The 26,177-nt window shown below is 62.5% G+C and carries 21 protein-coding genes and 1 tRNA gene; 7 read left to right on the top strand and 15 right to left on the bottom strand.

Annotated features, from left to right (window positions below; genetic code table 11):
* Positions 1 to 6: 6 nt before the first annotated feature.
* The 5 genes from ACODTD_RS02550 to ACODTD_RS02530 form a co-directional block, all read right to left on the bottom strand.
* Positions 7 to 102: transfer RNA gene (locus ACODTD_RS02550), tRNA-Sec, on the bottom strand.
* Between the two features lie 6 nt (positions 103 to 108).
* Entirely contained in the window at positions 109 to 2,019 is a 1,911-nt protein-coding gene (selB, locus tag ACODTD_RS02545) for a selenocysteine-specific translation elongation factor (RefSeq protein ID WP_011334120.1), read from the bottom strand.
* Positions 2,016 to 3,422 carry an L-seryl-tRNA(Sec) selenium transferase gene (gene selA, locus ACODTD_RS02540; RefSeq protein WP_011334119.1) on the bottom strand — a complete coding sequence of 469 codons (1,407 nt, stop codon included), beginning with the start codon at positions 3,420 to 3,422 and terminating at the stop codon, positions 2,016 to 2,018. The genes selB and selA overlap by 4 nt, the downstream gene beginning before the upstream one ends.
* Before the next feature lie 51 nt (positions 3,423 to 3,473).
* Positions 3,474 to 4,154 carry a DUF3313 domain-containing protein gene (locus ACODTD_RS02535; protein WP_011334118.1) on the bottom strand — a complete coding sequence of 227 codons (681 nt, stop codon included), beginning with the start codon at positions 4,152 to 4,154 and terminating at the stop codon, positions 3,474 to 3,476.
* A gap of 17 nt (positions 4,155 to 4,171) precedes the next feature.
* Positions 4,172 to 4,483 carry a hypothetical protein gene (locus ACODTD_RS02530; protein ID WP_011334117.1) on the bottom strand — a complete coding sequence of 104 codons (312 nt, stop codon included), beginning with the start codon at positions 4,481 to 4,483 and terminating at the stop codon, positions 4,172 to 4,174.
* Positions 4,484 to 4,632: 149 nt separating this feature from the next.
* On the opposite strand from ACODTD_RS02530, the gene ACODTD_RS02525 reads away from it, so the two are divergent.
* Both ACODTD_RS02525 and ACODTD_RS02520 read left to right on the top strand, forming a co-directional pair.
* Positions 4,633 to 5,358 carry a response regulator gene (locus ACODTD_RS02525; RefSeq protein ID WP_011334116.1) on the top strand — a complete coding sequence of 242 codons (726 nt, stop codon included), beginning with the start codon at positions 4,633 to 4,635 and terminating at the stop codon, positions 5,356 to 5,358.
* Positions 5,355 to 6,686, top strand: coding sequence for an ATP-binding protein (locus tag ACODTD_RS02520; protein WP_011334115.1), 1,332 nt, complete (start codon positions 5,355 to 5,357; stop codon positions 6,684 to 6,686). The genes ACODTD_RS02525 and ACODTD_RS02520 overlap by 4 nt, the downstream gene beginning before the upstream one ends.
* Positions 6,687 to 6,689: 3 nt before the next feature.
* On the opposite strand, the gene fdhE is transcribed toward ACODTD_RS02520, so the two are convergent.
* From fdhE to fdnG, 4 genes are read right to left on the bottom strand one after another with little or no spacing between them, the layout of a single operon-like run.
* Positions 6,690 to 7,616 (bottom strand): formate dehydrogenase accessory protein FdhE, encoded by a 927-nt coding sequence (gene fdhE, locus ACODTD_RS02515; RefSeq protein ID WP_011334114.1) that lies wholly within the window; start codon positions 7,614 to 7,616, stop codon positions 6,690 to 6,692.
* A 3-nt stretch (positions 7,617 to 7,619) separates the two neighbouring features.
* The gene (locus ACODTD_RS02510) at positions 7,620 to 8,273 is read right to left on the bottom strand and encodes a formate dehydrogenase subunit gamma (RefSeq protein WP_011334113.1); all 654 of its coding nucleotides are present in this window, start codon (positions 8,271 to 8,273) and stop codon (positions 7,620 to 7,622) included.
* Complete coding sequence (fdxH, locus tag ACODTD_RS02505) at positions 8,270 to 9,205, bottom strand: formate dehydrogenase subunit beta (protein ID WP_103385292.1); 936 nt, start codon at positions 9,203 to 9,205, stop codon at positions 8,270 to 8,272. Before fdxH ends, ACODTD_RS02510 begins: the two co-directional genes overlap by 4 nt.
* Positions 9,206 to 9,219: 14 nt before the next feature.
* On the bottom strand, positions 9,220 to 12,285 hold the full coding sequence (fdnG, locus tag ACODTD_RS02500; RefSeq protein WP_489104393.1) for a formate dehydrogenase-N subunit alpha: 3,066 nt from the start codon (positions 12,283 to 12,285) through the stop codon (positions 9,220 to 9,222).
* A gap of 219 nt (positions 12,286 to 12,504) precedes the next feature.
* On the opposite strand from fdnG, the gene ACODTD_RS02495 reads away from it, so the two are divergent.
* The 4 genes from ACODTD_RS02495 (at position 12,505) to ACODTD_RS02480 (ending at position 16,718) form a co-directional block, all read left to right on the top strand.
* On the top strand, positions 12,505 to 13,653 hold the full coding sequence (locus ACODTD_RS02495; protein WP_201818636.1) for a MalY/PatB family protein: 1,149 nt from the start codon (positions 12,505 to 12,507) through the stop codon (positions 13,651 to 13,653).
* Between the two features lie 95 nt (positions 13,654 to 13,748).
* Positions 13,749 to 14,606 carry a glucose 1-dehydrogenase gene (locus tag ACODTD_RS02490; protein WP_489104392.1) on the top strand — a complete coding sequence of 286 codons (858 nt, stop codon included), beginning with the start codon at positions 13,749 to 13,751 and terminating at the stop codon, positions 14,604 to 14,606.
* 90 nt (positions 14,607 to 14,696) lie between these two features.
* Positions 14,697 to 15,308 (top strand): Yip1 family protein, encoded by a 612-nt coding sequence (locus ACODTD_RS02485; protein ID WP_011334107.1) that lies wholly within the window; start codon positions 14,697 to 14,699, stop codon positions 15,306 to 15,308.
* 48 nt (positions 15,309 to 15,356) lie between these two features.
* Complete coding sequence (locus tag ACODTD_RS02480) at positions 15,357 to 16,718, top strand: cation:proton antiporter (protein WP_201818637.1); 1,362 nt, start codon at positions 15,357 to 15,359, stop codon at positions 16,716 to 16,718.
* 13 nt (positions 16,719 to 16,731) lie between these two features.
* Here ACODTD_RS02480 and ACODTD_RS02475 read toward each other — a convergent pair whose 3' ends face one another.
* The 4 genes from ACODTD_RS02475 to ACODTD_RS02460 form a co-directional block, all read right to left on the bottom strand.
* A complete protein-coding gene (locus tag ACODTD_RS02475; RefSeq protein WP_201818638.1) occupies positions 16,732 to 17,268 on the bottom strand; it encodes a hypothetical protein in 537 nt (178 codons plus the stop codon).
* 79 nt (positions 17,269 to 17,347) lie between these two features.
* Positions 17,348 to 19,267 (bottom strand): hybrid sensor histidine kinase/response regulator, encoded by a 1,920-nt coding sequence (locus tag ACODTD_RS02470; protein ID WP_011334104.1) that lies wholly within the window; start codon positions 19,265 to 19,267, stop codon positions 17,348 to 17,350.
* A gap of 10 nt (positions 19,268 to 19,277) precedes the next feature.
* A complete protein-coding gene (locus ACODTD_RS02465) occupies positions 19,278 to 21,596 on the bottom strand; it encodes an ATP-dependent DNA helicase (protein ID WP_489104391.1) in 2,319 nt (772 codons plus the stop codon).
* Positions 21,593 to 23,245, bottom strand: coding sequence for a VRR-NUC domain-containing protein (locus tag ACODTD_RS02460; RefSeq protein ID WP_489104390.1), 1,653 nt, complete (start codon positions 23,243 to 23,245; stop codon positions 21,593 to 21,595). The genes ACODTD_RS02465 and ACODTD_RS02460 overlap by 4 nt, the downstream gene beginning before the upstream one ends.
* A 195-nt stretch (positions 23,246 to 23,440) precedes the next feature.
* Between ACODTD_RS02460 and ACODTD_RS02455 the strand changes: the two genes are divergently transcribed.
* Positions 23,441 to 23,665, top strand: a complete 225-nt coding sequence (locus tag ACODTD_RS02455; protein ID WP_039768348.1) for a YgdI/YgdR family lipoprotein — start codon at positions 23,441 to 23,443, stop codon at positions 23,663 to 23,665.
* A 58-nt stretch (positions 23,666 to 23,723) separates the two neighbouring features.
* Here the strand turns inward: ACODTD_RS02455 and ACODTD_RS02450 are convergent, their stop codons facing one another.
* Together ACODTD_RS02450 and ACODTD_RS02445 are read right to left on the bottom strand one after the other, a co-directional pair.
* A complete protein-coding gene (locus ACODTD_RS02450; protein ID WP_221614673.1) occupies positions 23,724 to 24,098 on the bottom strand; it encodes a hypothetical protein in 375 nt (124 codons plus the stop codon).
* Between the two features lie 159 nt (positions 24,099 to 24,257).
* On the bottom strand, positions 24,258 to 26,111 hold the full coding sequence (locus tag ACODTD_RS02445; protein ID WP_201818641.1) for a polyurethane esterase: 1,854 nt from the start codon (positions 26,109 to 26,111) through the stop codon (positions 24,258 to 24,260).
* Positions 26,112 to 26,177: the final 66 nt, after the last annotated feature.

The following is a 26,177-nucleotide window of genomic DNA, read 5'->3' as shown; positions in this document are numbered from 1 at the left end:
GGAAATTGGCGGAAGGCAGCCGGAGTCGAACCTGCCCGGGAACGGATGCCGTCCCCAACCGGGTTTGAAGCCCGGCCGCGCCACCGGGCGCGATTGCCTTCCTTGAACTCAGTCCGCGCCGGGGTTGGCCAGCGCACTGTCGGTGCGGATTTGCCGGCCTTCGCCGACGCGCCGGGTCAGGCCCAGCCGGTCGAAGTATTCGAGGATCTGAATACTGCGCTTGCGTCCCAAGCCTAGCGCATCGCGGAAGGCCGTGACTTCGATCTGCGGATTTTCTTCGGCCAGACGCAGCAGCACCGCCACCATTTGCCGCAGCGTGATGTCGCTGACAAACAGGTCGCGCACCACTTGATGCATCACGCCGAGGCGCGCCAGTTTGCGCAGCAGCAAACGCACGGTCGCGTCTTCCTGACCGACGACTTTCGCCACGTCACGAACCCACGGAGGATCGAAACCGGCCTGCTCGAACAATGGCTGCAGCGCCTGCCACAGGGTTTCGTCGTCGGCACTCAGGCGCACTTGATGGTCGGGCAAATGCAGCCACGGGCCACTGGCGACCAGTGAACCGGCGCCGAGCAGTTCTTCCAGCAGGCTGATAAACGTTGCGCGTTCGAGGCTCAAACCGCTGAAACGCCGCAGACGGTCACGATCCGGGCCCATCTGATCGGGTTCCAGTTCATGAAAGCGCGCCAGTTGTTCCAGCAAGTTGAACTTGAGCATCCCCCAGCGCTGCGCATTGAACAGCACCGGCCCCTGACGGGTTTCGATCAGGCGGACGTTGTCCGGCAGCGTCCAGCCGTCACGCGGACGATTGAACTGACGTTCCAGGCGTTGCGGGTCGAGGCCGCTTGCGCTGTATTCCAGCAACGTCGGCAAGGCCTGTTCCAGCTCGCAGCTGATCGCCAGCACACGCAGTTGCGCCAGCCGTTCCGGGCTGCGCCGCTGGCGGGCCGGGGCGAAGGGATCAAGGACGCGCCCGCCACCGAGCGTGCGCTGGGCGCTGGCGTCACGCAGGATCAGCGGATCACCGTGGACGCCGTGCACCGGGACGTTCGTCAGCAGTTGTGCAAACATGCGCTCGCCAGGCGACAGGCTTGAACCCTCCAGCAAGGCGACTCGGGCGATCACGTCCTGAGTGCCGAGATGCAGATGCACCGGCTGGAAATGCTCGAAAACCCGCTCGCCCGGCAACAACCGGAATTCGATATCCAGCCGCTGGGTCGGTGCGTGCAGCCATTCGGCGAGCAACCATTGGCCGCGATGGATCTGCCCGAGTTCCAGACGATCCGCGCTGATGTTCAGGGCCACGCGCTGGCCGGCGAAGGCTTGTTCGGCGGCTTGATTCTGCGCGTGCAGGCCCCTGACCCGCACGGTTTTGCACGCCGGCCCGAGACTCAGCTTGTCACCCACGGCGACCGAGCCCGAAAGCGCCGTCCCCGTCACCACGATCCCGGCGCCGGCGACACTGAACGCCCGGTCGATGGCCAGGCGAAAACCGCCTTCGCGACTGCGCTCCTCGCCTTCTATCTGCCGCAACGCTTCGCGCAGCGCATCGACGCCCTCACCTGTCACGCTGGAAACCGTCAGCAGTGGCGCTTCGGCATAGGGCCCGGTTGCTAGCAGGCTTTCAACCTGTCGGCGAACTTCCTCCACTCTGCCCGCCTCGACCCGGTCGCACTTGGTGATCGCCACCAGCGCCCGTGGAATGCCCAGCAGTTCGACGATCGCCAGATGCTCGCGGGTCTGCGGCATCACGCCGTCATCCGCCGCCACCACCAGCAACACCAGATCGATGCCCTGCGCGCCGGCGAGCATGTTGTGGGTGAATTTCTCGTGCCCCGGTACGTCGATGAAACCGGTCAGCCCCGCGTCGGGCGCCAGTTCTGCGTACAGATAACCGAGGTCGATGGTCATCCCGCGCTCACGTTCCTGCGGGCGGCGGTCGCCGGTTTGCCCGGTCAGCGCTTGCAGCAGTGACGTCTTGCCGTGGTCGATGTGCCCTGCCGTGCCGACGATCACGTTTGCAACTGCCCGAGTTGTGCCAGCCACGCCGGTTCATCGTCGAGCTGCCGCAGATCCAGCCACAGCGCGTCGTCATCGATGCGCCCGAGCACCGGGATCGGCAAGGCGCGCAGCGCGGCTTCCAGATTCAACAGGCAACGTCCGCGCAGGCGTTTCGATACCTGTGGGCGCAGACACAGCGCTGCGCTCGGCAGGCGCGCCACCGGTTGGCTGCCGCTACCGATCATGCCCAGCGCTGGCTGCGCCGTGACGATCCAGCCCTCGCCCAGCAGTTCGGCCAAGGCCGGTTGCAGGCGTTCGGCCTGGGCCAGAATGTCGGCTTGCGGTCGGGTCAACAGGCGCAGGCTCGGCAAACGCTCGGCCAGACGATCCGGGTCGCGATAGAGCCCGAGTACCGCTTCGAGTGCGGCCAGCGTCAGTTTGTCGACCCGCAACGCGCGTTTCAGCGGGTTCTTCTTGATCTTCGCGATCAGGTCCTTGCGCCCGACGATCACCCCCGCCTGCGGCCCGCCAAGCAGTTTGTCGCCGCTGAAGGTGACGATGTCGGCGCCATCAAGCAACGCTTGACGCACCGTCGGTTCCGCCGGCAAACCCCAGCGGGTCAGGTCCAGCAGACTGCCGCTCCCAAGATCTTCCAGCAGCGGCAGGTCATGCCGATGGGCCAACGCCGCCAGTTCGGAGGTCGGCACCCGGGCGGTGAAGCCTTCGATGCTGTAGTTGCTCGCGTGCACGCGCATGATCAGGCCGCTGCGTGGGCTGATTGCCGCCTCGTAGTCGCGGGCATGGGTGCGATTGGTGGTGCCGACCTCGTGCAGGCGCACGCCGGCGCGGCTCATGATGTCGGGAATGCGAAACGCGCCGCCGATCTCGATCAGCTCGCCCCGGGAAATGATGCCTTCCTTGCGAGCGCCGAGGCTGTTGAGCGTCAGCAGCACGGCGGCGGCATTGTTGTTGACCACGGTCACGGCTTCGGCGCCGGTCAGCTCGCGGATCAGGCCTTCGATCAAGTCGTCGCGGTCACCGCGCTTGCCGCTGGCCAGATCGAATTCCAGGTTCAAGGGATAGCGCGCCGCCAGTTGCACGGCGTCAATGGCTTCTTCGGGCAACAAAGCCCGGCCGAGGTTGGTGTGCAGCACGGTGCCGGTCAGGTTGAACACCCGGCGCACCTGGCTGCGCTGCTTCAATGCCAGACGTTCGGCAACTCTTCCGGCCAGCGCTTCAGGGCTGATTTCAACGGCGGTCAGTTGCCCCGCCACCACCGCTTCGCGCAAGTCATCCAGTAACTGGCGAAACCCCGTCAACAGCGCCTCGCGTCCGTAACGCTCGGCCAATGGCTGGCACGCGGGGTGGCGTAACAGGCTGTCAATCGACGGTAACCGCAGGGCAACACTCACGGACATCAGGCACTCCCGAAATCGAACTACGCCTGATGATGTTAGACCACCCTGCTTCTAGCGCAGCGCGGCCCGCTGAATCGGCACATAGGTTTGACTCAAGTCCGTGGCCCAGCCATCGAGGACGGCTTTCACGTTATCGGGCGTCATGACCTGTTTGTCGTTTTCCAGCGGCACGCCCTTGCCCTTGCGCACCACTTCGGCCACGACTTCCCCGGTCGAGCCGTCCTCGAAGGACACTTCCGTGGCGATTTCACTGTCGCGGTCACGAATGCCGGTGGCGCTGCTCACGCCGGCCGCAACCAGCGTCACCGGCAGCCATTCATAAAAACGCAGGCCCTGAGTGCTGGCCGCGACCTGGGTGATGGCCGGTTTGACGATCAGTGTGTTCGGGCCGGGTTTCGACGCCAGCGGCAGCACTTTGCCCAGCTCCAGCCTGAGGGCTGCGTCGTAATAATGGGTTACGCCCGACAAAGTACTTTGGGGAATGCGCGGCGAAGGCTGGGGCCGTGGATAAAACTCGCTCGGCGCCAGGTAAACCCGGGTGTAACGGCCCCTCGCCAATGCCGGGCTGACCCAGCTCAGGATCGTCTGCCCCGAAGCGGTCTGCCCTTCCTTGAGCACGCTGTAATCCCGTAAAAACCCGGCCTGCGGCTCGGTCGGAAGCTTCTTGCTGCTGCACCCCGACAGGCTGAGGGTGGCGGCAAACAACACGGCCAGTGAGCGATGGCTACTCATCAATGGTGTTTCCTTGTTCAAGCGTGGACGTGGCTGTGCGGGGTGTTGTCGGAGCACTCGATGCGCAACTGGCCGTGAGTCATGATCCATTGAATGAATTCGGCGGTAGGAATCGTGTGCAGGTATTCGACCCAATGGGCCTCGGTCGGGCTGAACCGTTCGAAATAGCGGCGCAGGATCAACTGACTCTGATCGTTGGCCAGCCCCAGGCACGTCTCCTGGAACAGGATCGGCGTGTCCGGGCCCGGTGCGGTGGTGCGCTGGGTCAGGATCAACGGGCGCACGGCGCCATGGTCCCGGGTGATGTAGCCGCTGTTCATGTCCTTCATGTTGAGCCCCCTTGGTTGGAAGGCCTGCAGAGTGCCTGCGGATGTTTGCCCGACGATGTCCGGCTGATGTCCGCGCTGAAGGAATGTTGCAGGATTGAAATATATGACCGGCGCATCGAAATGGTTTTAGATGCGCTTCTTTTGGGTTCATGGATTGCGCAAACGTGAGCAGATTGCTGATCGTCGATGACGACGGGGAAATTCTGTCCTTGCTGAAGAAGTTCTTCGTTCAGCACGGCTATCAGGTCGATGTCGCCGCCCATGGCGAGGCCATGTGGGCGGCCATTGCCCAGGCGCGGCCGGACACGATCATCCTCGACCTGATGCTGCCCGGCGAGGGCGGCCTGAGCCTGTGCCAGAAGGTCCGGGCGCAGATGGGCATTCCGATCATCATGCTCACGGCGATGGCAGAGTTGAGCGACCGCATTGTCGGCCTGGAACTGGGCGCCGACGACTACCTGACCAAACCCTTTGCCCCGCAGGAATTGCTGGCCCGGGTGCGCGCGCTGCAACGTCGGGTCGGTGAGAACGCTCCGTCCGGCGCCGAGCCTTCACGGCCGGTCATGGCCTTCGCCGGTTGGCATCTGGACATCACCTGCCGCGAACTGCGCTCGCCCGAAGGCGTGATGATTCCGATGTCCGCCGGCGAATTCGACCTGCTGCTGGTGTTGCTTGAACATCCGCAACGCATCCTGACCCGCGAACAACTGATCGACCTGACCCACGGCCAGGGCCACGACGCCTATGACCGCAGCATCGACGTGCAGATCAGCCGGCTGCGGCGCAAGATCGAACCGGACAGCAAACGCCCGGACCTGATCCGCACGGTGCGCAACGGCGGCTACATGTTCACCGCCAAGGTCAGCCGCTCATGATCGGCCGGATGCTGCGGCGCGACACCCTCAGCCGGCGGATTGCCCTGACAATCGTCGCGGCGATGCTCGCTTCGCTGCTGCTCAATGCGCTGTTCGTTCAGGTCGCGGGGATCTGGGCCCGACCGCCGATCGAGCGCACCGGGCTGCTGGAACAGATCGCCGCCACCACCCGAGTGATCGAGGCAGCGCCGGCGACCTTGCGCCCGCAACTGGCCAGTGCCGCCAGCAGCCCGATGCTTGAAGTGCTGTGGAAACCTCGTCGGGTCGACTTCGGCCTGCCGGGGGAAGGCGAACAGGTCGAGGCCGGAAAAGTGCCGGCGCTGCGGCAATTGCTCGGCGATGACCGGCAGATCGACGTGTTCAACCCCGATGACTGGCCAGCCGGTAGCCCTCGCGCGCACTACATGGCGCTGGTACGGCTGGCCGATGACAGCTGGCTGTCGTTCACGCCGCCGGAGCGCAGTTGGGGCTTGAGCCTGAACGTGCGGATTGCCGTCATCGTTGCCCTGGGGCTGGTCGCCACCCTGTTGGTCGCCTGGCTCGCCACACGGCAACTGGCTCAGCCGTTGCAGCGCTTTGCCCATGCGGCGCGGCGTTTCGGCGGGGATCTGAAAGCGCCGCCGATTCATCTCGAAGGCCCGCACGAAATCCGTCAGGCCATCGTCGCGTTCAACACGATGCAGGCGCAGATCCAGCATTTCATCGGCGAGCGCACCCACATGCTCGCCGCCATCTCCCACGACTTGCGCGCCCCGCTGACCCGGATGCGCCTGCGCAGCGAGTTCATGGAGGATCTGGACCATCAGGGCAAACTGATCCGCGACATCGAGGAAATGCAATCGATGATCAACGCCGCCCTGGCGTTCTTCCGGGAAGACACCCACCTGGAGCAATCCACCGCGTTCGATCTGTCGGAGTTGCTGCAAACCATCGTCGATGACTACCGCGATCAGCACATCGACATCGACTTCAGCGGTCCGGCACATGTGGTGTACGACGGCCGGCCGCTGGGCATCAAACGGGTCATCGTCAATCTGTTGGATAACGCGGTGAAATACGCACAGCGCCCCAGCGTGGCGCTGAGCAGCGATGACACGTCGATCCGCATCGAGGTGATAGACGAGGGGCCGGGAATTCCTGAGGACGCACTGGAGCGGGTATTCGATCCGTTCTTCCGACTCGAGACCTCGCGCAACCGCGACACCGGCGGGGTCGGGCTCGGTCTTTCGGCGGCACGGGGAATCATTCGTGAACAGGGTGGCGAACTCAGTTTGCGTAACCGCCGCAGCGGCGGCTTACGCGCCCGGGTTGAATTGCCGCATCGCTGAGGCTTATTCGTCGCCGGGCGCCAGCAACAGATTCGGCGCCAGGCGCTGATAACCGTCCTGAGCCAGGCGCATGTCGAGCAGCAGACTACCCAGATCCGCCGACAGCGCCTCGCCCTCCCCGTCGTTCTCCAGATAAAGCAACTTCAGGTAGCTGTTGCAGCCCGGACAGACTTCGGCGCGCAACGGCGCCTGATTGGCGGCGTGACGGTCATCCTCAAGGCTCAGGTATTCAAGCCCTTTGCTCTGCTCGCAATACACGCACTTGACCCGCACCACATGCCATTCGCAGGCGCACAGCGAACACACCAGATAACGCAGGCCGTTGTGCTTGCCGCGATGGCGGATCACCCCGGCCATGGCCGGGGAGCCACAGGCCGGGCACTGGCTGAGGCTGTCGCCGGGCGTCAGTTGCAGATTTTGCGCACTGAGCAACCAATGACTCCACGCCGCTTGCAGCGCCGCCCCGAGAAACGGCACCAACGCCGCCGGCACCAGCGAATACTGGCCGCTGACCAGCGCCACGGCCCAGGCGCGCAACTGGCCGGGGCTGGCGATGCGCAGCATGGTCACGGCCTCGATCACGGCCGGTTGCTCGGGGGCGACATAACGCTGAAGCAAGGCCTCGAGATACAGCTGCCAAGTGTCCTCGCGAATCAAGGTGTCGGCGGCGAACGGTGGCATGCCGTGTTGCCGGCAGACTTCCAGCCGCTGTTCATCAAGCGGCGCGGTCGAGGGCGGATCATCGAGGATTTGCTGTTGGACACGGCACAAACCGGCGATCAAATGCAGGTAATCGGCCAGCGGATGTCCTTCGGCCAAACGTTCCAGACGCTGGGCTCGCAGCATGAACAGGTTGGGTGGCGGCAAATGCAGAAACGGCGGCGAACTGGCCGCCGCTTCGATTTCTCCGGGTTCGAGGATGGTTGGCAACTGTCAGCCCTTTTTCGTGACCGGTCGCTCCGGCGGATCCTGGCTTTCCACCTCGCGATACCAGAGTGCATGGTGTTTCCTGGCCCAGGCGCGGCTGACCCAGCCGTGCATCATCGCGTCCACCGAACCCTTGATCCAGATTCCGGCGTAGATGTGAACGATGATGCTCAGGATCAGCACAAACCCCGCCAGTGCGTGCAGCAACATCGCCCAGCGGATGGTGGTGATGCCGAAGTAATGACTGAAATACGCGCGCCAGATCACCAGTCCCGTGAACAGCAATCCGAGCATGCACAGCAGTAAAGTCCAGAACAGCAGCTTTTGCCCGGCGTTGTACTTGCCCACCGCCGGCACGGTTTCTTCATCGTTGACCATCACCCGGTCGATGCGCCGCAGCCATTTCCAGTCGTTGTCGATGAAGAAGTTCGAGCGCCAGAAGCGAAACACCAGGCCGAGGAAGAACACGAACATCAGCACGCCCATGAACGGGTGCAGGATTCGCGTCCACGGCCCGCCGCCGAACAGGTTTGTCAGCCAGAACATCGACGGATGAAACAGCGCCAGCCCCGACAGCCCGGCCATGAAGAACAGAATCGCCACCAGCCAGTGATTGGTGCGCTGGTTGGCGGTGTAGCGCAGGATCGTCTTGTTGCTCATGGCCGGCCCTCCCCGCGTGGGTCGAAGGTGTGCACTGCCGGATCGACGACGTGCACCGAGGTGTCGGGCGGATCGGGATGTTCATCTTCCTCGACCCGGTTCGGGCCGATCCGCACGTAATGGAAGAACCCGGCCAGCACCGCCGCGCCCATGGCCAGCAGACCCAACGGCTTGCTGATGCCTTTCCACAAACCCACCAGCGGACTGATCTCGGGGTTGTCCGGCAGGCCGGCGTAGATTTTCGGGGTGTCGGCGTGGTGCAGCACGTACATGACGTGGGTGCCGCCGACGCCTTGCGGGTCATACAGGCCGGCGTTGTCGAAGCCACGGCTTTTCAGGTCGACGATGCGCTCGGCGGCGTGGGTCTTCATGTCGTCCTTGGTGCCGAACACGATGGCGCCGGTCGGGCAGGTTTTCACGCAGGCCGGTTCCAGCCCTACCGCCACCCGGTCCGAACACAGCGTGCATTTGTAGGCCTTGTGATCCTTCTGCGAAATGCGCGGGATATTGAACGGACAACCGGTGATGCAATAACCGCAGCCGATGCAGTGGTCCTGATCGAAATCGACGATGCCGTTGGCGTGCTTGATGATCGCGCCGGGGCTGGGGCACGCCGCCAGGCAACCGGGCTCGGCGCAGTGCATGCAGCCGTCCTTGCGGATCAGCCATTCGAGGTTGCCGACGTCGGTTTCGTGCTCGGTGAAGCGCATCAGCGTCCATGAATCGGCGCTCAAGTCCTGCGGATTGTCGTAGGTGCCGTGGTTGTGGCCGACCTCGTCGCGCAGCTCGTTCCATTCCGAGCATGCGACCTGGCAGGCCTTGCAGCCGATGCACTTGGTGGTGTCGATCAGCTTGGCCACCTGTTCCTGGCCGCGTATCGAAGGCGCCGGGGTCGTGGTGGCCGAGCGGGCAATGATGTCTTGGCTGGCCATCTAAAGATTCTCCATCAGAGCTTCTCCACGTTGACCAGGAATGACTTGGATTCCGGGGTCTGTGTATTGCCATCGCCGAGGAACGGCACCAGGGTGTTGGTCAGGTAACCGTGGCGCGTCAGGCCGGTGAAACCCCAGTGCAGCGGAATGCCGATCTGGTGCACGACCTGGTTGTTGACCTGCAACGGCCGGATCCTTTTGGTCACCACCGCCACCGCTTCAATGAACCCGCGTTTGCTGCTCACGCGCACCCGATCGCCGGCAGCGATGCCCTTCTCTTTGGCCAGCACTTCGCCGATTTCCACGAACTGCTCGGGTTGAGCAATCGCGTTCAACTTGCAGTGCTTGCTCCAGAAGTGGAAGTGCTCGGTCAACCGGTAGCTGGTGGCGGCGTACGGGTAATCCTTGGCCACGCCGAGGCTGTCCCACACCGAATCGAAGATCCGCGCCGCCGGGTTGCTGGTGGCTTTCTTGTTTTCCGGGTGCAGCGGGTTGATGCCGATCGGCGTTTCGAACGGCTCGTAGTGCTCGGGGAATGGCCCTTCGTTCATCTTGTCGACGGCGAAGAACCGCGCCACGCCTTCGGGGTTCATGATGAACGGGTTCATCCCGGCTTCCGGCGGCACGTCGGCCTTGTAATCCGGCACATCGGTGCCGCCCCAGGCCTTGCCGTTCCACCAGACCAGGCGCTTTTTCGGATCCCACGGCTTGCCGGCGACGTCCGCCGAAGCGCGGTTATAGAGAATCCGCCGGTTGGCCGGCCAGGCCCATGCCCAGCCTTGATGCTGATGCATGCCGTAAGGGTCGTTGTTGTCGCGGCGGGCCATCTGGTTGCCGGCTTCGGTCCAGCTGCCGCAGAAAATCCAGCAGCCGGACGCGGTACTGCCGTCATCCTTGAGCTGGGCGAACCCGGCCAGTTGCGAATTGCCCTTGATCGCCGCACCCGTGGCGTCGGTGAAATCGGTGGTGGCGTAGCCGTTGACCTCTTTGGCGATCTCTTCCGGCGAGGGTTCTTCGGCGATCTTGTACGGCCACGACAGTTTCAACAGCGGGTCGGCGAATTTGCCGCCCTCCGCCTGATATCGCTCACGCAGACGCAGGAACAGCGCACTCATGATTTGCACGTCGGTGCGCGCCTCGCCGGGGCCGTCGGCGCCTTTCCAATGCCATTGCAGCCAGCGGCTGCTGTTGACCAGCGAGCCGTCCTCTTCGGCAAAACAGGTGGTTGGCAGGCGGATGACTTCGGTCTGGATGTCGGCGCTCTTCACATCGTTGAATGGCCCGACGTGTTCCCAGAACTGCGAAGTTTCGGTGGCCAGCGGGTCCATCACCACCAGCCATTTCAGTTTGGCCAGTGCCGCCATCACCCGGTTCTTGTCCGGCAGCGCGGCAATCGGGTTGAAGCCCTGACACATGTAGCCGTTGACCTTGCCCTGCCCCATCAGGTCGAACACCTTGAGGATGTCGTAGTTGGGGATGTCGAGTTTCGGCAAGTAGTGGTAGGCCCACTGATTCTCGGCGGTGGCATTGGCGCCGTACCAGGCTTTCATCAGGCTGACGTGGAATTTGCTGTAGTTCTGCCAGTAGGACAATTGCCCCGGCCGCAGCGGGACTTGCGTGCGTTTATGGATGAAGGCCGCGTAATCCTGCTCGGCGTCGGTCGGCAAGGTCAGGTAACCCGGCAGCGCGTTGGACAGCAGACCAAGGTCGGTCAGGCCCTGAATGTTCGAGTGCCCGCGCAAAGCATTGACCCCGCCGCCGGGCATGCCGACGTTACCCAGCAGCAGTTGCACCATCGCCGCGCTGCGAATGATCTGCGAGCCGATCGAGTGCTGGGTCCAGCCCAGTGCATAAAGAATCGTCATGGTCTTGCCCGGCGCCGAGCAAGTGGCGATTTCCTCCCAGATCTTTTTCATCGCATCGACCGGCATGCCGCAGATCTGGCTCGCCAGGTCGATGTTGTAGCGGCTGTAATGCTGCTTCATCAGTTGATAGACGCAGCGCGGGTCCTGCAGGGTCGGGTCGACTTTGACGAAGCCGTCCTCGCCCAGTTCGTAACCCCAGGTGGATTTGTCGGTGTAGCTGCGCTTGGCCGCGTCGTAACCGGTGAACAGCCCGTCCTCGAAGCCGAATCCGGCTCTGACAATGAACGATACGTCGGTGTAGTTGCGCACGTATTCGTGCTGGATCTTGTCCTCGGTCAGCAGGTAATTGATCAGCCCGCCCATGAACGCGATGTCGCTGCCGGTGCGAATCGGCGCGTAGTAATCGGCCACGGATGCGGTCCGGGTAAACCTCGGATCGACCACAATCAGCCGCGCGGCGTTGTGCGCCTTGGCTTCGGTCACCCATTTGAAGCCACAAGGGTGGGCTTCTGCTGCGTTGCCGCCCATCACCAGGATCAGATTCGCATTGGCGATATCGGTCCAGGTGTTGGTCATGGCTCCACGGCCGTACGTCGGGGCAAGACTTGCCACCGTCGGGCCGTGTCAGACACGCGCCTGGTTATCGAACCCCAGCATGCCGAGACTGCGCACCACCTTGTGGGTGATGTAACCCGCTTCGTTGGACGCCGCCGACGCCGCGAGGAATCCGGTGGTCAGCCAGCGATTGACCGTTTGGCCCTGGGCGTTCTGCTCGACGAAATTGGCATCGCGGTCGGCCTTCATCAGGTCGGCGACGCGGTCGAGGGCTTCGTCCCAGGTGATCCGGGTCCATTCGCTGCTGCCGGGCTTGCGCACCTGCGGGTACTGCAAGCGGCCGGGGCTGTGAATGAAATCCAGCAGGCCGGCGCCTTTCGGGCACAGGGTGCCGCGGTTGACCGGGTGGTCGGCGTCGCCCTCGATATGGATGATGTTTTGCGCAACATTCTTCGCGGCATCGCCCTGGCTGTACATGATCAAGCCGCAGCCGACCGAGCAATACGGGCAGGTGTTGCGGGTTTCATGGGTGTGGGCAAGCTTGAAATGGCGCACCTGCTCGGCGAAGGCCTGCGTCGGGGCCATGCCCAACGCGCCCAGGCTAGAGCCTGCAAGGCCGATACCGGCGACCTTGAAGAACTGACGACGGCTGAGATCCATCGTGCACTCCTGATCAGGTGGAACCCGGTACTGGTGCCGGGTTTGTTCTGGACAATCACGGTGGCGGCACACGAGTGCCGACTTTTTCACTGTAGACAACGCCCCCGCCGCCTGTGTGAAAACCGACCGTCGGCCATTCATCGGTCACAAGTTCGCGCCCACAGGGGATGGGGGTTTATCATCGCCGGCACGACCCATCTCCGCCTTCAGAGACCGCGCATGACTTTCGATTTTGATCAGGTATTCGACCGCCACGACACCGGCAGCACCAAGTGGAGCCGCTATCCGGCCGACGTGTTGCCGATGTGGGTCGCTGACATGGATTTCGCCGCGCCGCCGGTGGTCATCGAGGCGCTGCAACAACGCCTGCTGCACCCGTTGGTTGGCTACAGCGTGGCCCAGGACAATTTGCGCGAAGCCATCGTCGCCGACCTCTGGAACAAGTTCGCCTGGCGGGTCAAACCGCAAGAGCTGATCTTCCTGCCGGGCGTGGAGTCGGGTTTCAACATGGCGCTCAAGGCGCTGGTGCAACCGCAGCAGAACGTCGTGGTGCAAACCCCGAACTACCCGCCGCTGCGCCATGCACCGGGCCATTGGGGCCTGAACAAGGTCGAGCTGGAATTCAACGCCCAGGCCGACGGCACCTACGCTACCCCGCTGGACGCCTTGCGTGAATCCCTGCACGGCGGCGGCGCCCTGCTCCTGAGCAACCCGCACAACCCGATCGGCAAGGTCTTCGGCCGCGAAGAACTGCAAGCGGCGGCGGACATCTGCGTGGCCCAGGACGCCTGGATCATCTCCGACGAAATCCACGCCGAGCTGTGCTACGACGGTCGCGTACACATTCCGACCGCCTCCCTGAGCCCGGAAATCGCCCGCCGCACCATCACCCTGATGTCGGCGAGCAAGGCCTACAACATCGCCGGTCTCAAGACTTCGTTCATGATCATCCAGGACGCCGCCCTGCGCGAACGCGTCAACCACGCCCGTTGCGGCATGGTCGACAGCGTCAATCCGTTGGGCATGGAAGCTACCCGCGTGGCCTACAGCGAAGCCGGTCCGTGGCTCAAAGAACTCAAGCAGTACCTGCAAGCCAATCGTGACTGGCTGGTGGATGCGGTGCGCAACCGCTTGCCTGGCGTGACCATCAATGTGCCGCAAGGCACGTACCTGGCCTGGCTCGATTGCTCGGCGCTGGATCTGGACGATCCGCAGAAGTTCTTCCTGGACCACGCTCGCGTCGGCCTCAGCCCGGGTCTGGACTTTGGTGACCACAGCCAGCAATTCGTGCGCCTGAACTTCGGCTGCCCGCGTTCGATGCTGGAAGAAGGCATTGCCCGGATGGAGCGAGCCCTCAAGTCCCGCTAATCACGTCAGGGCAAACCCAAGCGTCAATCCGATCGAACTCAGCGCAAACGGGCCGGGTCAACCGGCCTACCTGCCCTGAGACCCGGAGATTGACGATGACCGACTATCCAAAACCCCCGTTCCCGAAACAGGCGCAACCGGTTCCCGGCTCCCAGCGCAAGATGGAGCCGTATCCTGATTGCGGCGAACAAAGCTACACCGGCTCCGGTCGGCTGGCCGGCAAGATCGCCTTGATCACCGGCGCCGACAGCGGCATCGGCCGGGCGGTGGCCATTGCCTTCGCCCGCGAAGGTGCCGACGTAGCCGTCGCCTATTTAAATGAACACGAAGACGCCAAGGAAACCGCGCGCTGGGTCGAACAGGCCGGTCGCCAGTGCCTGTTGCTGCCTGGTGACATTGCCCAGAAAGCCCAGTGCCAGGCGTTGGTGGACCAAACCGTCGAGCGCTTCGGCCGCATCGACGTGCTGGTTAACAACGCGGCCTTCCAGATGACCCATGAAACCTTCGAGGAGATTCCCGACGACGAATGGGTGATGACCTTCGACGTCAACATCACCGCGATCTTCCGCCTGTGTCAGGCCGCCATCAAACACATGGGACCTGGCTCCTCCATCATCAACACCAGTTCGATCAACTCGGACATGCCCAAGCCCACCCTGCTCGCCTACGCCACCACCAAAGGCGCGATCGCCAATTTCACCGGTGGTCTGGCGCAAATGCTCGGCCCGAAGGAAATCCGCGTGAATTGCGTGGCACCGGGGCCGATCTGGACGCCGCTGATCGTCTCGACCATGCCCGATGAGGAAGTGCAGCATTTTGGCGAGCAAACACCACTGGGGCGTCCCGGCCAGCCAGTGGAGGTCGCGCCGATCTATGTACTGCTGGCGTCTGACGAAGCCAGCTACATCACCGGCCAGCGCTATGGCGTGACCGGCGGCAAACCGATGCTCTGAACCACTTGCCAGAAAAAGTGAACCGCTGGACAAGGCGACCTCTCCATACCTTCATGGCCCGTTCGGGTTGCAAGAGATCAGGAGGTCGTCATGTCTGCGCCTATTATCAAACTCTTCACCCAGCCGAACTTCGCCTGGACTGACATCCGCCGCGAAGAAGAGGCTCATCCACGCCATTACCTTGCTCACCTGCTGTTGCTGGCCCTCGTCCCGGCGGTGTGCCTGTTCATTGGCACCACGTATGTCGGCTGGAGCCTGGCGGTGGGTGAAACCGTAAGGCTCAGCAGTGCCAGCGCCTTGCAACTGAGTGTCCTGCTTTACGTCACCATCGTGGTCGGCGTGGCGATCATCGGCGGATTCATTCGCTGGATGTCGCGCACCTTCGATGCGCGGCCGACGCTCAACCAGTGCATCGGTTTCGCGGCATACACCGTCACCCCGTTTTTCATCGCCGGGCTCGCTGGCCTGTATCCCAGCCGCTGGCTGGCGGTGCTGGTGCTCGGCGCGGCGTCGATCTATTCGACGTTTCTGCTGTTCGTTGGCCTGCCGACTTTCATGCACGAGCGCAAGGAACAGGGTTTGCTGTATTCGGCCAGCGTGTGGGGTGTCGCGCTGCTGGTGCTGGTGACGTTGTTGGTGTCGATGATTCTGCTGTGGTTCAACGTGCTGACGCCGGAATACCTGCGCACGACTGCGGGTTAGGCCGGTTATGTCGGGGCGGCATCGAACTGACCTTACAGGCCGCGCGTCATGAGCTTCATCATCTGGGTAGCGGTGCTCGGTGCCGTGCTGCTGACCCTGGCGCTGACATCGTCGTACCTGCGCTGGATGCCGGTCACGACCTCGGCTGTTTGTCTGCTGCTGGGCGTCGGCATCGGGCCGGCAAGCCTCGATCTGCTGAAACTGCCGTTGAATGAAGCCTCGTTGTGGATGGAGCACCTGACCGAAGTCGCGGTGCTGTTTTCCCTGTTCGTCTGCGGTTTGAAGTTGCGGTTGCCTTTGCGCGACAAACGCTGGCGGATTGCTTTCGGCCTGGCGGGCCCGGTGATGGTGCTGACGATCATTGGCGTCTGCCTGTTGCTGCATTTTGGCCTGGATCTGAATTGGGGCCCTTCGCTGTTGATCGGCGCGATTCTGGCACCGACCGACCCGGTGCTCGCGGCGCTGGTACAGGTCAACGATGCGCGGGACGTCGACAGCGTGCGCTTCGGCCTGTCCGGCGAGGCCGGGCTCAATGACGGCGTTGCATTTCCCTTCGTGATCTTCGGGCTGTTGCTACTGAACGGTGAAGGGTTTGCCGCCGAGTGGCCAGACTGGGTACTGCGCAGCCTTGTGTGGGCGGTTCCGGCCGGGTTGCTTTGTGGCTACTGGATGGGCCGTGGCATCGGTCGTCTGACCCTCTCGCTACGTATCCGCAACGATGACAGCACTCTGAGCCCGAATGACTATCTGGCCCTGGCGTTGATTGCGCTGGCGTATGTGGTGGCTGAATCCATCGGTGGCTACGGTTTTCTGTCGGTATTCGCCGCCGGCCTCGGCTTGCGACAGGAGGAAGTCAAATCCACCGGCGCCCATCAACCACCCGCCGAACACATGGTGCAACCGGTTGTCGGTCATCAGAATGTCGAGCCGCAGCAGGCGGTGCACGGCGATACCGAGCGGCTGGAAGACAGTCAGGTGGCCGCCGGCATCATGATGGGCGACATGCTCGCCTTCGGCGGTCTGGTCGAGCGGGCGATGGAAGTGTTTCTGGTCACGCTGCTGGGTGTGGTGCTGGTCAGTCACTGGGACTGGCGGGCGTTGCTGGTCGGCGGCGTGCTGTTCTGTGTCATTCGTCCCGTGTGCGTGGCGTTGATGCCGTGGGGATCGCTATTGGCAGGAGGCCAAAGATTGCTGATCGGCTGGTTCGGCATTCGTGGTATCGGCAGTCTGTTCTACCTCTTTTATGCGCTGAACCATGGGCTGGGCGACAGCGTGGGTACGCTGTGTACCGACCTGACCCTGTCGGTGGTGGCGCTGAGCATTCTGCTGCACGGTATCAGCACCCAGCCGATTCTCGCCCGCTACGAGCGGCGTAAAAAACCGGTCAATCCTAAACAGGACGGCCGTTGAACGCGGTGGTGCTTCAGCTTCCCGGGTTGGTCACCTGAATGTAGAAGGCATAACTGCCGAGCAACATCCAGAACGTGGCAAAGATCCACGGCGTACGAATGGAAAACAGCAGTGACTTGCGATAGCCCTTGTGGCTCGACTCCATTTCGCTGAACAGCGGCGATTCGTCATAAGCCAGGCCCATCAGGGGTTCGCTGCGCAGCAATTCACTCTGCTTGAAGTGCCAATGATCGATGATGTCATAGGCGGCACGAATTCCCGGCCAGGCGTTGAGCGAACTGAGCAGACCGAGCAGGGCCAGGAATGGTGGCACCACCAGGGTGAACAACTTGCCCCACTCGGGGTTGAGGTTGGCCATGCAGGAGGCGAAGGCAATCACCAGAAACGATTGCGCGGCCAGGTAGGCATCGGTGCGGTTGGCCAGGATGCTGGTTTCATACTGGATTTCCCGTCGGTAGAAATCCAGCCGTTCCTTGGGAGAACCGAACATCTTGGCGTTGTGCTCGGTCAAGACTTCTTCGGCGGTCGGTTGGGTCAGTATGCGTGGCACGGGAAACGCTCCGTAAACAAAGCGTTTGGAGGCGCCACGCTGCGGACAAGTTCAGCTGGATCGTGCGAGCCCCCCCGGTTCACTTCATCGACCGGGCAATGATCTCCACCAGATTCAGCTGATTGAACGGTTTCGACAGCCGCGGCAGCCCTGCTGCAAAACCCTCGAGGCGTTCGGCATAGCCGGTGGCGAGGATGATCGGCAGATCCGGCTTGAGCAGGCGCACGGCGTGAGCCAGTTGCGCGCCGCTCATCTGTGGCATGGCCATGTCGGTGATCATCAGATCGATGACCTCGCCTTGATCGAACAGCTCCAGCGCCTGGGCGCCGGAAGTGGCGCTGAGCACCCGATGGCCGAGGTCTTCCAGCAGCAGAACCGTGCTGGTGAGCACCAGACTGTCATCATCCACCACCAGCACGCTGAGGCGCGGCACCGAATCGGTGGACACCATCGGGCCAAGCGGTTTGGCGACAACACCGTCGATGGCCACCGGCAACCACAGCTCAGCGGTGGTGCCCTGCCCCTGGGTGCTTTTCAGAATGAAGCGGCCACCCAGTTGTTCGATGAAGCCATGGACCATCGACAACCCCAGACCCGTGCCCTTGCCCAAGCCTTTGGTGGTGAAAAACGGATCGGTTGCCGACGCCAGCGTTTCAGCGTCCATGCCCTCACCGGTATCGTTCACCCTCAGGCAGACATAGCGCCCTGCCGCCAGAGTTGAATCGTTCTGTTCGAGCACCACTTCGGGTTCGGCACTGATGGTGACGCTGCCGCCTTCGGGCATGGCGTCGCGGGCGTTGGTCGCCAGATTGAGTACCGCAAGCTCCAGTTGGTTGCTGTCGGCCAGCACCGCTTGCAGGTCTTCGGGAAACTGCGTTTCGATGCGGATCCCCGGCCCCAGTGAGCTGCGCAACAGCCCGGTGATGCCCTGCACCAGTTTCGGGATTTCGATCGGTTCGGTCTTGAGCTCCTGACGCCGGGCGAAGGCCAGCATGCGTTGGGTGAGCGACACGCCGCGCAATGCGCCCTGCGTGGCGTTCTCCAGCAGACGGCTGACTTTCGGGTCGTCGCCTACGCGTTTGCGCACGATTTCCAGGTTGCCGAGGATCACCGTCAGTAAATTGTTGAAGTCGTGGGCGATGCCGCCGCTGAGTTGGCCGATAGCCTGCATTTTCTGCGCCTGGAACAGCGCCTCACGGGTTTTCTCCAGGGCCTGTTGTGCCTGGGTAGCCTCGGTGACGTCGCGGGTAATCTTGGCAAAACCGAGCAAGGTGCCGGTGTCGCCGCGAATCGCATCGACCACCACATGGGCCAGAAACCGCGTGCCATCCTTGCGCAGGCGCCAGCTCTTGTTCTCGAAACGGCCCTCACGCACCGCGGTTTCCAGGGCCCGCTGGGGTTCACCGGCCTCACGGTCTTCCGGGGTGTAGAACATCGAGAAGTGCTGGCCGATGACCTCATCCGGCTTGTAACCCTTGATCCGCTGCGCGCCGGGGTTCCAGTTGGTCACCCGGCCTTCGGGGCTCAGCATGTAGATCGCATAGTCGGTGACGCCCTGCACCAGCAGGCGAAACTGCTGTTCGCTCTGCTTGAGGGTTTCTTCGGCCATCTTGCGGTCGGTCAGGTCGCGGGTAATCTTGGCAAACCCGAGCAGTTGCCCGCTCGGGCTGAAAATCGGGTCGATCACCACGTGGCACCAGAAATGCGTGCCGTCCTTGCGTACCCGCCAGCCTTCCCCCTCGAACCGGCCTTCACGAATTGCCGTGTCGAGTGCCCGCTGTGGCAAACCGTTGGCACGGTCTTCATCGGTGTAGAACCGGGAAAAGTGTTCGCCGAGGATCTCCGCCTCTTCATATCCCTTGAAGCGCTTGGCGCCGGAGTTCCAGCTGGTAATGATCCCCTCGGGGTCGATCATGTAGATCGCATAATCGACCACCGCATCGATCAGCAAACGAAAACGCATGTCTTCGATTGCAGCGGACTTCTTGTTCTCGCTCATCAGGCTTGGCTCAAAGCAAATTCTCAATGACAGGAGTATGCGTCAAACCGGTGGAATGGACAGCCGCTTCTGCTTGATCGATTTGCCACCAGCGCGGCAGCAACTGCCGAATCCGGCCCTCGGCAAAACGATCATCGATCAGCATCACCACGCCGCGATCCTGCTGGGTGCGGATCACCCGTCCGGCGGCCTGTACCACTTTCTGCACGCCGGGGAACAGATAGGTGTAGTCGTAGCCGGCGCCGAAGATCGCGGCCATACGGCGTTTCATCTGTTCATTGACCGGGTTGAGCTGAGCCAGCCCGAGGGTGGCGATGAACGCGCCGATCAGCCGCGCGCCGGGCAGATCGATGCCTTCGCCGAACGCGCCGCCGAGCACGGCGAAGCCGATTCCCTGGCTGTCGGCGGTGAATTGATCGAGAAACGCCTGACGCGCCCCTTCGGCCATGCCCCGGGATTGTTGCCACAGGGTGATCTGCGGGTGGCGCTCGGCCAGTAACTGCGCAACCTGTTGCAGGTAATCGAAGCTGCTGAAGAACGCCAGGTAGTTGCCCGGACGTTCACTGAACTGGCGGGCGATCAAATCGACGATCGGTTCAAGCGACGCCTGACGATGCGCGAAACGCGTGGAAATGCGGCTGACGATCTGCACCTGCAATTGGTCGGCGCTGAACGGCGACTCGACGTCGATCCAGACCGTGTCGGCCGGGGTGCCGAGTAAATCCGCGTAATAGTGGCGCGGGCTGAGGGTGGCGGAAAACAGCACGCTGCTGCGTGCCGCGCTCAGGCGCGGGCCGATGAACGCCGCCGGCACCACGTTGCGCAGGCACAGTTGCGATAACGGGCGTTTGCGTTCGAGATCGCGTTTGCTGATGTCGAACAGGTAATGCGCGTCGAACAGTTCCGCCACCCGACCGAACTGCAGCATCTCGAAGTAGAAGTTCTGCAATCCGCTGTCGAGCCCTTGCGGGTGATCGTTGAGGTAGTCGCCGATGCTCGCCGTGCAGGATGAGAGCGCCTGCAGCAGTTTTTCCGGCGCCTTGTCGTAGGCCTGATACGGCGCCAACTGGTCATTGTGCAGCGCGTTCCATTCACGATTGACCCGTTGCAACGACTTTTTCAGGACGTCGGGCGCGGTTTTGCGCACGCTGCCCAATGTCGCCTGATCGAGGGTGGCGCTGTACATCTGCCGCCCGCGCTCGACCAGGTTGTGCGACTCGTCCACCAGCACCGCAACGTTCCATTGATTGAACTGGGCCAGACCGAACAGCAGCGCGCTGAAATCGAAGTAATAGTTATAGTCCGCCACCACCACGTCGGCCCAGCGGGCCATTTCCTGGCTCAGGTAATACGGACACACCGCGTGTTGCGCCGCGACGTCTCGCAGCGCGGTCTGATCCAGCAGGCGCAATTGACTGGCAGCCTCACGGGCGGCGGGTAAACGGTCGTAAAAGCCTTGGGCCAACGGGCAGGATTCGCCGTGACAGGCCTTTTCCGGGTGTTCGCAGGCCTTGTCCCGGGCGACCATTTCCAGCACCCGCAGGGGCAAGGTTTCGCTGTGATCGAACAGCACTTGCGCCGCATCCAGCGCCAGTTTGCGTCCGGGTGTCTTGGCGGTGAGGAAGTAGACCTTGTCCAGTTGCTGCGGCGCCATCGCCTTGAGCATCGGAAACAGGGTGCCGAGGGTCTTGCCGATGCCGGTGGGAGCCTGGGCCATCAGGCAGCGGCCGGTGCTGACGGCCTTGAACACCGATTCGGCGAGGTGACGCTGGCCGGGGCGAAAGGCAGCATGAGGAAAACCCAGCTGCTGCGCCGCCCGGTTGCGCGTTTCGCGGTGGGCCATTTCCTGTTCGGCCCACGCCAGGAACAAACCGCACTGTTGTTCGAAGAACTGCCGCAGCGCTTGGGCGCTGAACGCTTCGACCAGACAGGTTTCCTTTTCCGTGACGATGTCGAAATACACCAGCGCCAGATTGATCTGCTCAAGCTGCAATCGACAGCACATCAACCAGCCGTAAATTTTTGCCTGGGCCCAATGCAACGAACGGTGATTGGCCGGTTGCTTGCTCAGGTCGCCGCGGTAGGTTTTGACTTCTTCCAGGCAGTTCTGCTTCGGGTCGTAGCCATCCGTCCTACCCTTGACCTTCAATGGCCCGAATGCGCCCTCCAGCGCCACTTCGCTTTGGTAGGCCTCGTTGCGCCGGGACGCCACGGTGCGATGCCCGGCGATGCCCTCCAGCGCAGTCGGTGACGGGGTGAAGCGCAGGTCGAGGTCACCGGTTTTCGCGGTGAATTCGCACAGCGCCCGCACCGCGATGCTGTAGCTCAAGCGCCCTGCTCCGCCCATTGCACGTAACATACGGCGATCGGCATCCGGTGCGTGTGGCAGAACTCCAGCCAGCGCAATTGATTGTCTTGCAGCCGATCGCCCGGGCCTTTGACTTCGATCATCCGGTAGGTCTTGTGCTGCGGCCAGAACTGGATCAGGTCGGGCATGCCGGCGCGATTGGCCTTGATGTCCAGCAGCAGACGGCTGAACCAGTGCTTGAGGTGTTCGGCCGGCAGGCAGGCCAAAGCCTGCTCCAGCAGTTCTTCATTGAGCGCGCCCCAGAACACGAACGGCGACTGCACGCCCCATTTGGCGGCGAACCGCGCGCGGATGGTGTCGGTATAACGGCCATCGTCAAGTTCGGCCAGACAGGCCTGGAACAGCTCGGTGCGTCGGAGCTGGAAGTCTTCATTGAGCAAATCCACCGGGCCACGCTGGAACGGGTGAAAGAACGCGCCCGGTAACGGCGCGAAGATCGCCGGCCAGCACAGCAGGCCGAACAGTGAATTGATCAGGCTGTTTTCCACGTAATGCACCGGCCCCGTTTCTTCGTGCAGGTGCGCCTGAACGTGATATTCCACCGACAATGCCGGATCGAGACGCGGCAGGTGCAGATCCAGTCGTTCCACCATGCCCGGCGCCGTACGTTTGATCGGCGGCCCCCCGAGCTTGCGCCGCAAACGCGGCAATATCCGTTGCAAGCCTTGCTGTTCGGTGGCGGTTTCCGGCGCCTGTTCGGCAATGAACGCCAGTTCCAGGGCAAGCGCATATTCGGCGCTGCGCTCCAGCACGCGGATCATCCGCAATCGAGCGCCGGGATAGGCGCAGTCGCGATAGATCTTCAGGGCCAGGGCGAATTCGCCGAGGCGCTCGCAGTATTGGCCGATCTGGAACAACAGCTTGCCGCGCCGGCGTTGCAGCCACGGGTTGTCGAAATGCAGCGCCGCGACCTGTTCGACGATCGGCTCCAGCGGCTCGCCGGCTTCGAAATACAGCTGGCAGTCGTGCAGAAACAGGCAGGCGTCGACGTCCGCGCGGCTGCGCAAGCCCCGGGAATCGGCGCTGAATTCGACTTTCTCATAAGTGAAGATGCCGAGATCGGCGAGCACGAACTCCGACCAGTCCTGATAGAGGTTGCCGAAGAACATCAGGCGAAAACGATCGCACAGGTCCATCAATGTCAGGCTGAGCAGCCGGTCCGCCAGCGCCGGGCACCATTGCCGGAAACTGCGGGGCTCGGGAAATCGGTCGTGCAGCAGCGGCAGCCAGTCGACTTTCTTGCCTCGGGGCTGGTCGATGGCCGGGCCGAAGGCTTGCAGGATCTCGGCCTTGAGCAACACCTCGAACAGATCCGCCATCGACAACGGCGCCTGTTCGTCGAGCCAGCCTTGATCCAGCAGCGGTTGCGCCGCCTCGGCGATGTCGCCGATTTCCGGATAATTCAGCTTGCCGGCGCGAAAATGCACGCCCTTGCGCATCACCATCCGCACCAGCAATCCCTGGGATCCGCGCGGCAGTGTCTTGAAGTCGCGGATGAAGGCGTGCTCCGCTTCGCTCATGACATCGGCGTAACGAAGCTCAAGCCAATCAAGCACCTGGCGGAAGTTGTTGAGGTAATAGAACGGGTCGTCGAGGGGATTGGCAGTCACGGTGGTTTCGGGGCCATGGCAAGCGAGTACTGGTTATGCGTACAGATACCAGCCCGCCCCGGCGGGCGCAAACGGAAAAAGATCAATGGCACCTTGAATGCGGTTTTTTTCAGGTGGCCATCGAACTTTTCCCGGCGTAATGGCACCAACCGCGTTAGAGGCCGACAATGGTCGAAATGAACAGGAATGCTGCTTATGAAAATCAAGACTCTCGGGATCCCGTTGGCTGTTGCGGCGCTGCTGACCCTGGCCGGTTGCTCGACCCCGACGGTGGTCACCCTGCAGAACGGCACCCAGTACCTGACCGAAGACATGCCCGATACCAAAACCGAGGATGGCTTCTACGAGTTCAAGGACATTTCCGGTGCCAAAGTCCGCGTACGTGCCGACGAAGTGGCCACGGTGCGCAAAGAAGACTGACGGATAAAACATCAAAAAAGGCTGCGACCCTATGGGATCGCAGCCTTTTTTGCATTGATCAGCGGGGTAATGCCATGCCCGGGAGGGAGTCGTCGCAACTGAAGGGCCGCTCGCCCCGACGAACCAGTTCTTCCTGCAAGCGCTGGCAACGCTGTCGCTCCTGCTGCGCCATGCGGTCGATGCTCAGGTTGCCGGTCATCTCCGGCGTTTTGTCTTCGCCGATGCGAACGGTCACGAACGGTTGTTCGGGCTGGATATGAAAGCGGCTTTTTTCTTCGACGGGTTTGACGTCATCACTGTCGGCCGGCTTTGGCAGTTCATCGGTGGTGACGCCATAGCGGCTCAGAATCGAGCTGTGAGGCAGATCGGCCCCGGCATTGGCCGACAGCAGCGCCAGTCCCGCAATACCGAAAAACCTCTTGAAACCTTTCACGTGTGAATCTCCTGTACTCGTTGGCGACCCTTACATGACGAACGTTGCCGTCATGGCTTTAGGCCGCATTTCCTGTTGGTGCAGGGATTGGAGTCAGGGAATGGCTGGTGAGTCACTTTTGCTATGGGGAGGGAATACGCTCCCTCCCCACCCTTGTCGTCAGGCGATCACGATCCCGTCGGCACTCAGGCTGTTCAACGCAACCCCGACCAGCGTCACCGAATCAGCACCGAATTTCAGCACCGTATCCTGCCCCACCGCCGTGGCGTGTGCGCGCAAGTCGTCGCCCGGCAACACCCCCTGCACGCCGAGGAACACCAGTTTGTCGTTGGCGGTGTAACCCACCACGCGATCCTGGCCGAATGCGCCGCTGAACAGGAAGGTATCCGCGCCGCCGCCCGACTCCAGCAGATCATTGCCGGCACCGCCGACGAACACGTCGTTGCCCGCCCCGCCGATCAGATGGTCGTTACCGTCCAGGCCGAACAGCCAGTCTCCGCTGGCCTTGGCCTTGAGGGTGTCGGCACCGCCGGTGCCCTTCACGCTCGATTCGTACTGGGTGACGTTGTTGCCGACCTTAAGACCGGCCGCCGTGACGCTGTGGGTCACGTCGTCCTTGAACAGGCCCCAGAGGAAGCCCGGCTCCTTGGTGACGATGCTGCCGATGTCGCGGGTGATGCTGATCCCGCCGTTGGCATCGCGGATGTACAGGTTGCCGGCGCCGTCGTTGGCGAAGTCGAAGCTATTGACCGACGTCTGCAACTCGAGGGTGTTGTTGCCCGAGCCGCCAAGCAGGATGTTGTAGCCCCCGCCATCACGGAAGGTGTCGTTGCCGGCGCGGCCCTCCAGGTAATCGTTGCCGCTGCCGCCCTGGATCAAATCATTACCGTCGCTGCCGATGATGAAGGTGCTGCCCTTGTGGGTTTCGGCGTTGCGGTTCAGGTCTTGCACCCAGGTGTTGGCCCGCGCCGGATCCGACAGGTTGGCGACGATGATCGTCGAGTCCTTGCTGGTCAGGTCGTAGAACTTCGACTCGATCACCCGGTTCATGCCGTCGCCATAGGCGGTCGGCAGGTGCGAGATCCAGGTCGGAATGTTGACGATCGAGAACGGCAGCACGTTCCACGCCGCCGAGGCGTAGTGGTCGTTGAAGCTGACGATGTTGTCGGTCGCCGACTCCTTGGGCGCGTCGTGCACGCCGAGCGAGGCGCCGGTGAAGGTCGAGCCGTCGAGGGCGCGGAACACCGGATCGTTTTCGTAGCCGACGTTGAGCACCTTGTCGGTGCTGCTCTGGGTCGGCGAGGCGTAGGCGATGTAGTTGGAATCCTGGAAGAACCCGCTCCATTTGCTGGTGCTCAAGTCCGCCATGCTGTTGACCGCCAGCCCGCCGAGGCTGTGACCGCTGACCAGCACGTCCTTGCCGCTCAGGCCGTTGGCCTTGGCGAACGCCACCACATCGTTCATCAGGTTGCCAAAGGCCTCGCCGACGTAGTTCTTGGCGTAATCCTTGGGCCCGAATGCGGCGAGCAAGTCGTTGATCACGTCACCGATGGAGTCGCCAATCAGGATTTCCCGTGGGCCACTGGTGCCGCGAAAGGCAATGCCGATTTCCGTCAGATGGCCCTGAGCGTCGTATTTGCCGAGGATTTCTACCTGAGCGCTGGTGTAGCCGGCTTTTTCGCCGAAAAAGGTGCCGCGCGCATCGGTCTTGCCCTCGTAACCCAGTTGCGCGGCGGTGATCGGGGTCCAGCCGGCTTTTTTCACCGCGTCGAGTGCGGCTTTTTCCGAATCGGGGTTCCACGGAATGCCGGGGATCACCCCCTGGGAATCCGTACCGCCGATCAGCGCGGTCACCAGCGTGGCCGGCAAACCGAGGCCGAAGCCGTTGTGCTGATAACCGACGGCAAAGCCGTTATCGAGGTTGTGGTAGGAATACAGCGTAATGGCCATGGCATCGCTGAACAGCGCCTTGGATTCCGCCGTACCGAAGTTCTTGTAGTCATACACACCCATTGCTGTTGCCTCTCTTTTTGTTGGAATTGTTCAGAGATAGCTCACAACCAGAACGCCCCTCCCGAG

It is taken from the genome of Pseudomonas sp. FG35 (assembly GCF_057809295.1).
This window is presented reverse-complemented; position numbering and strand designations above follow the sequence as displayed.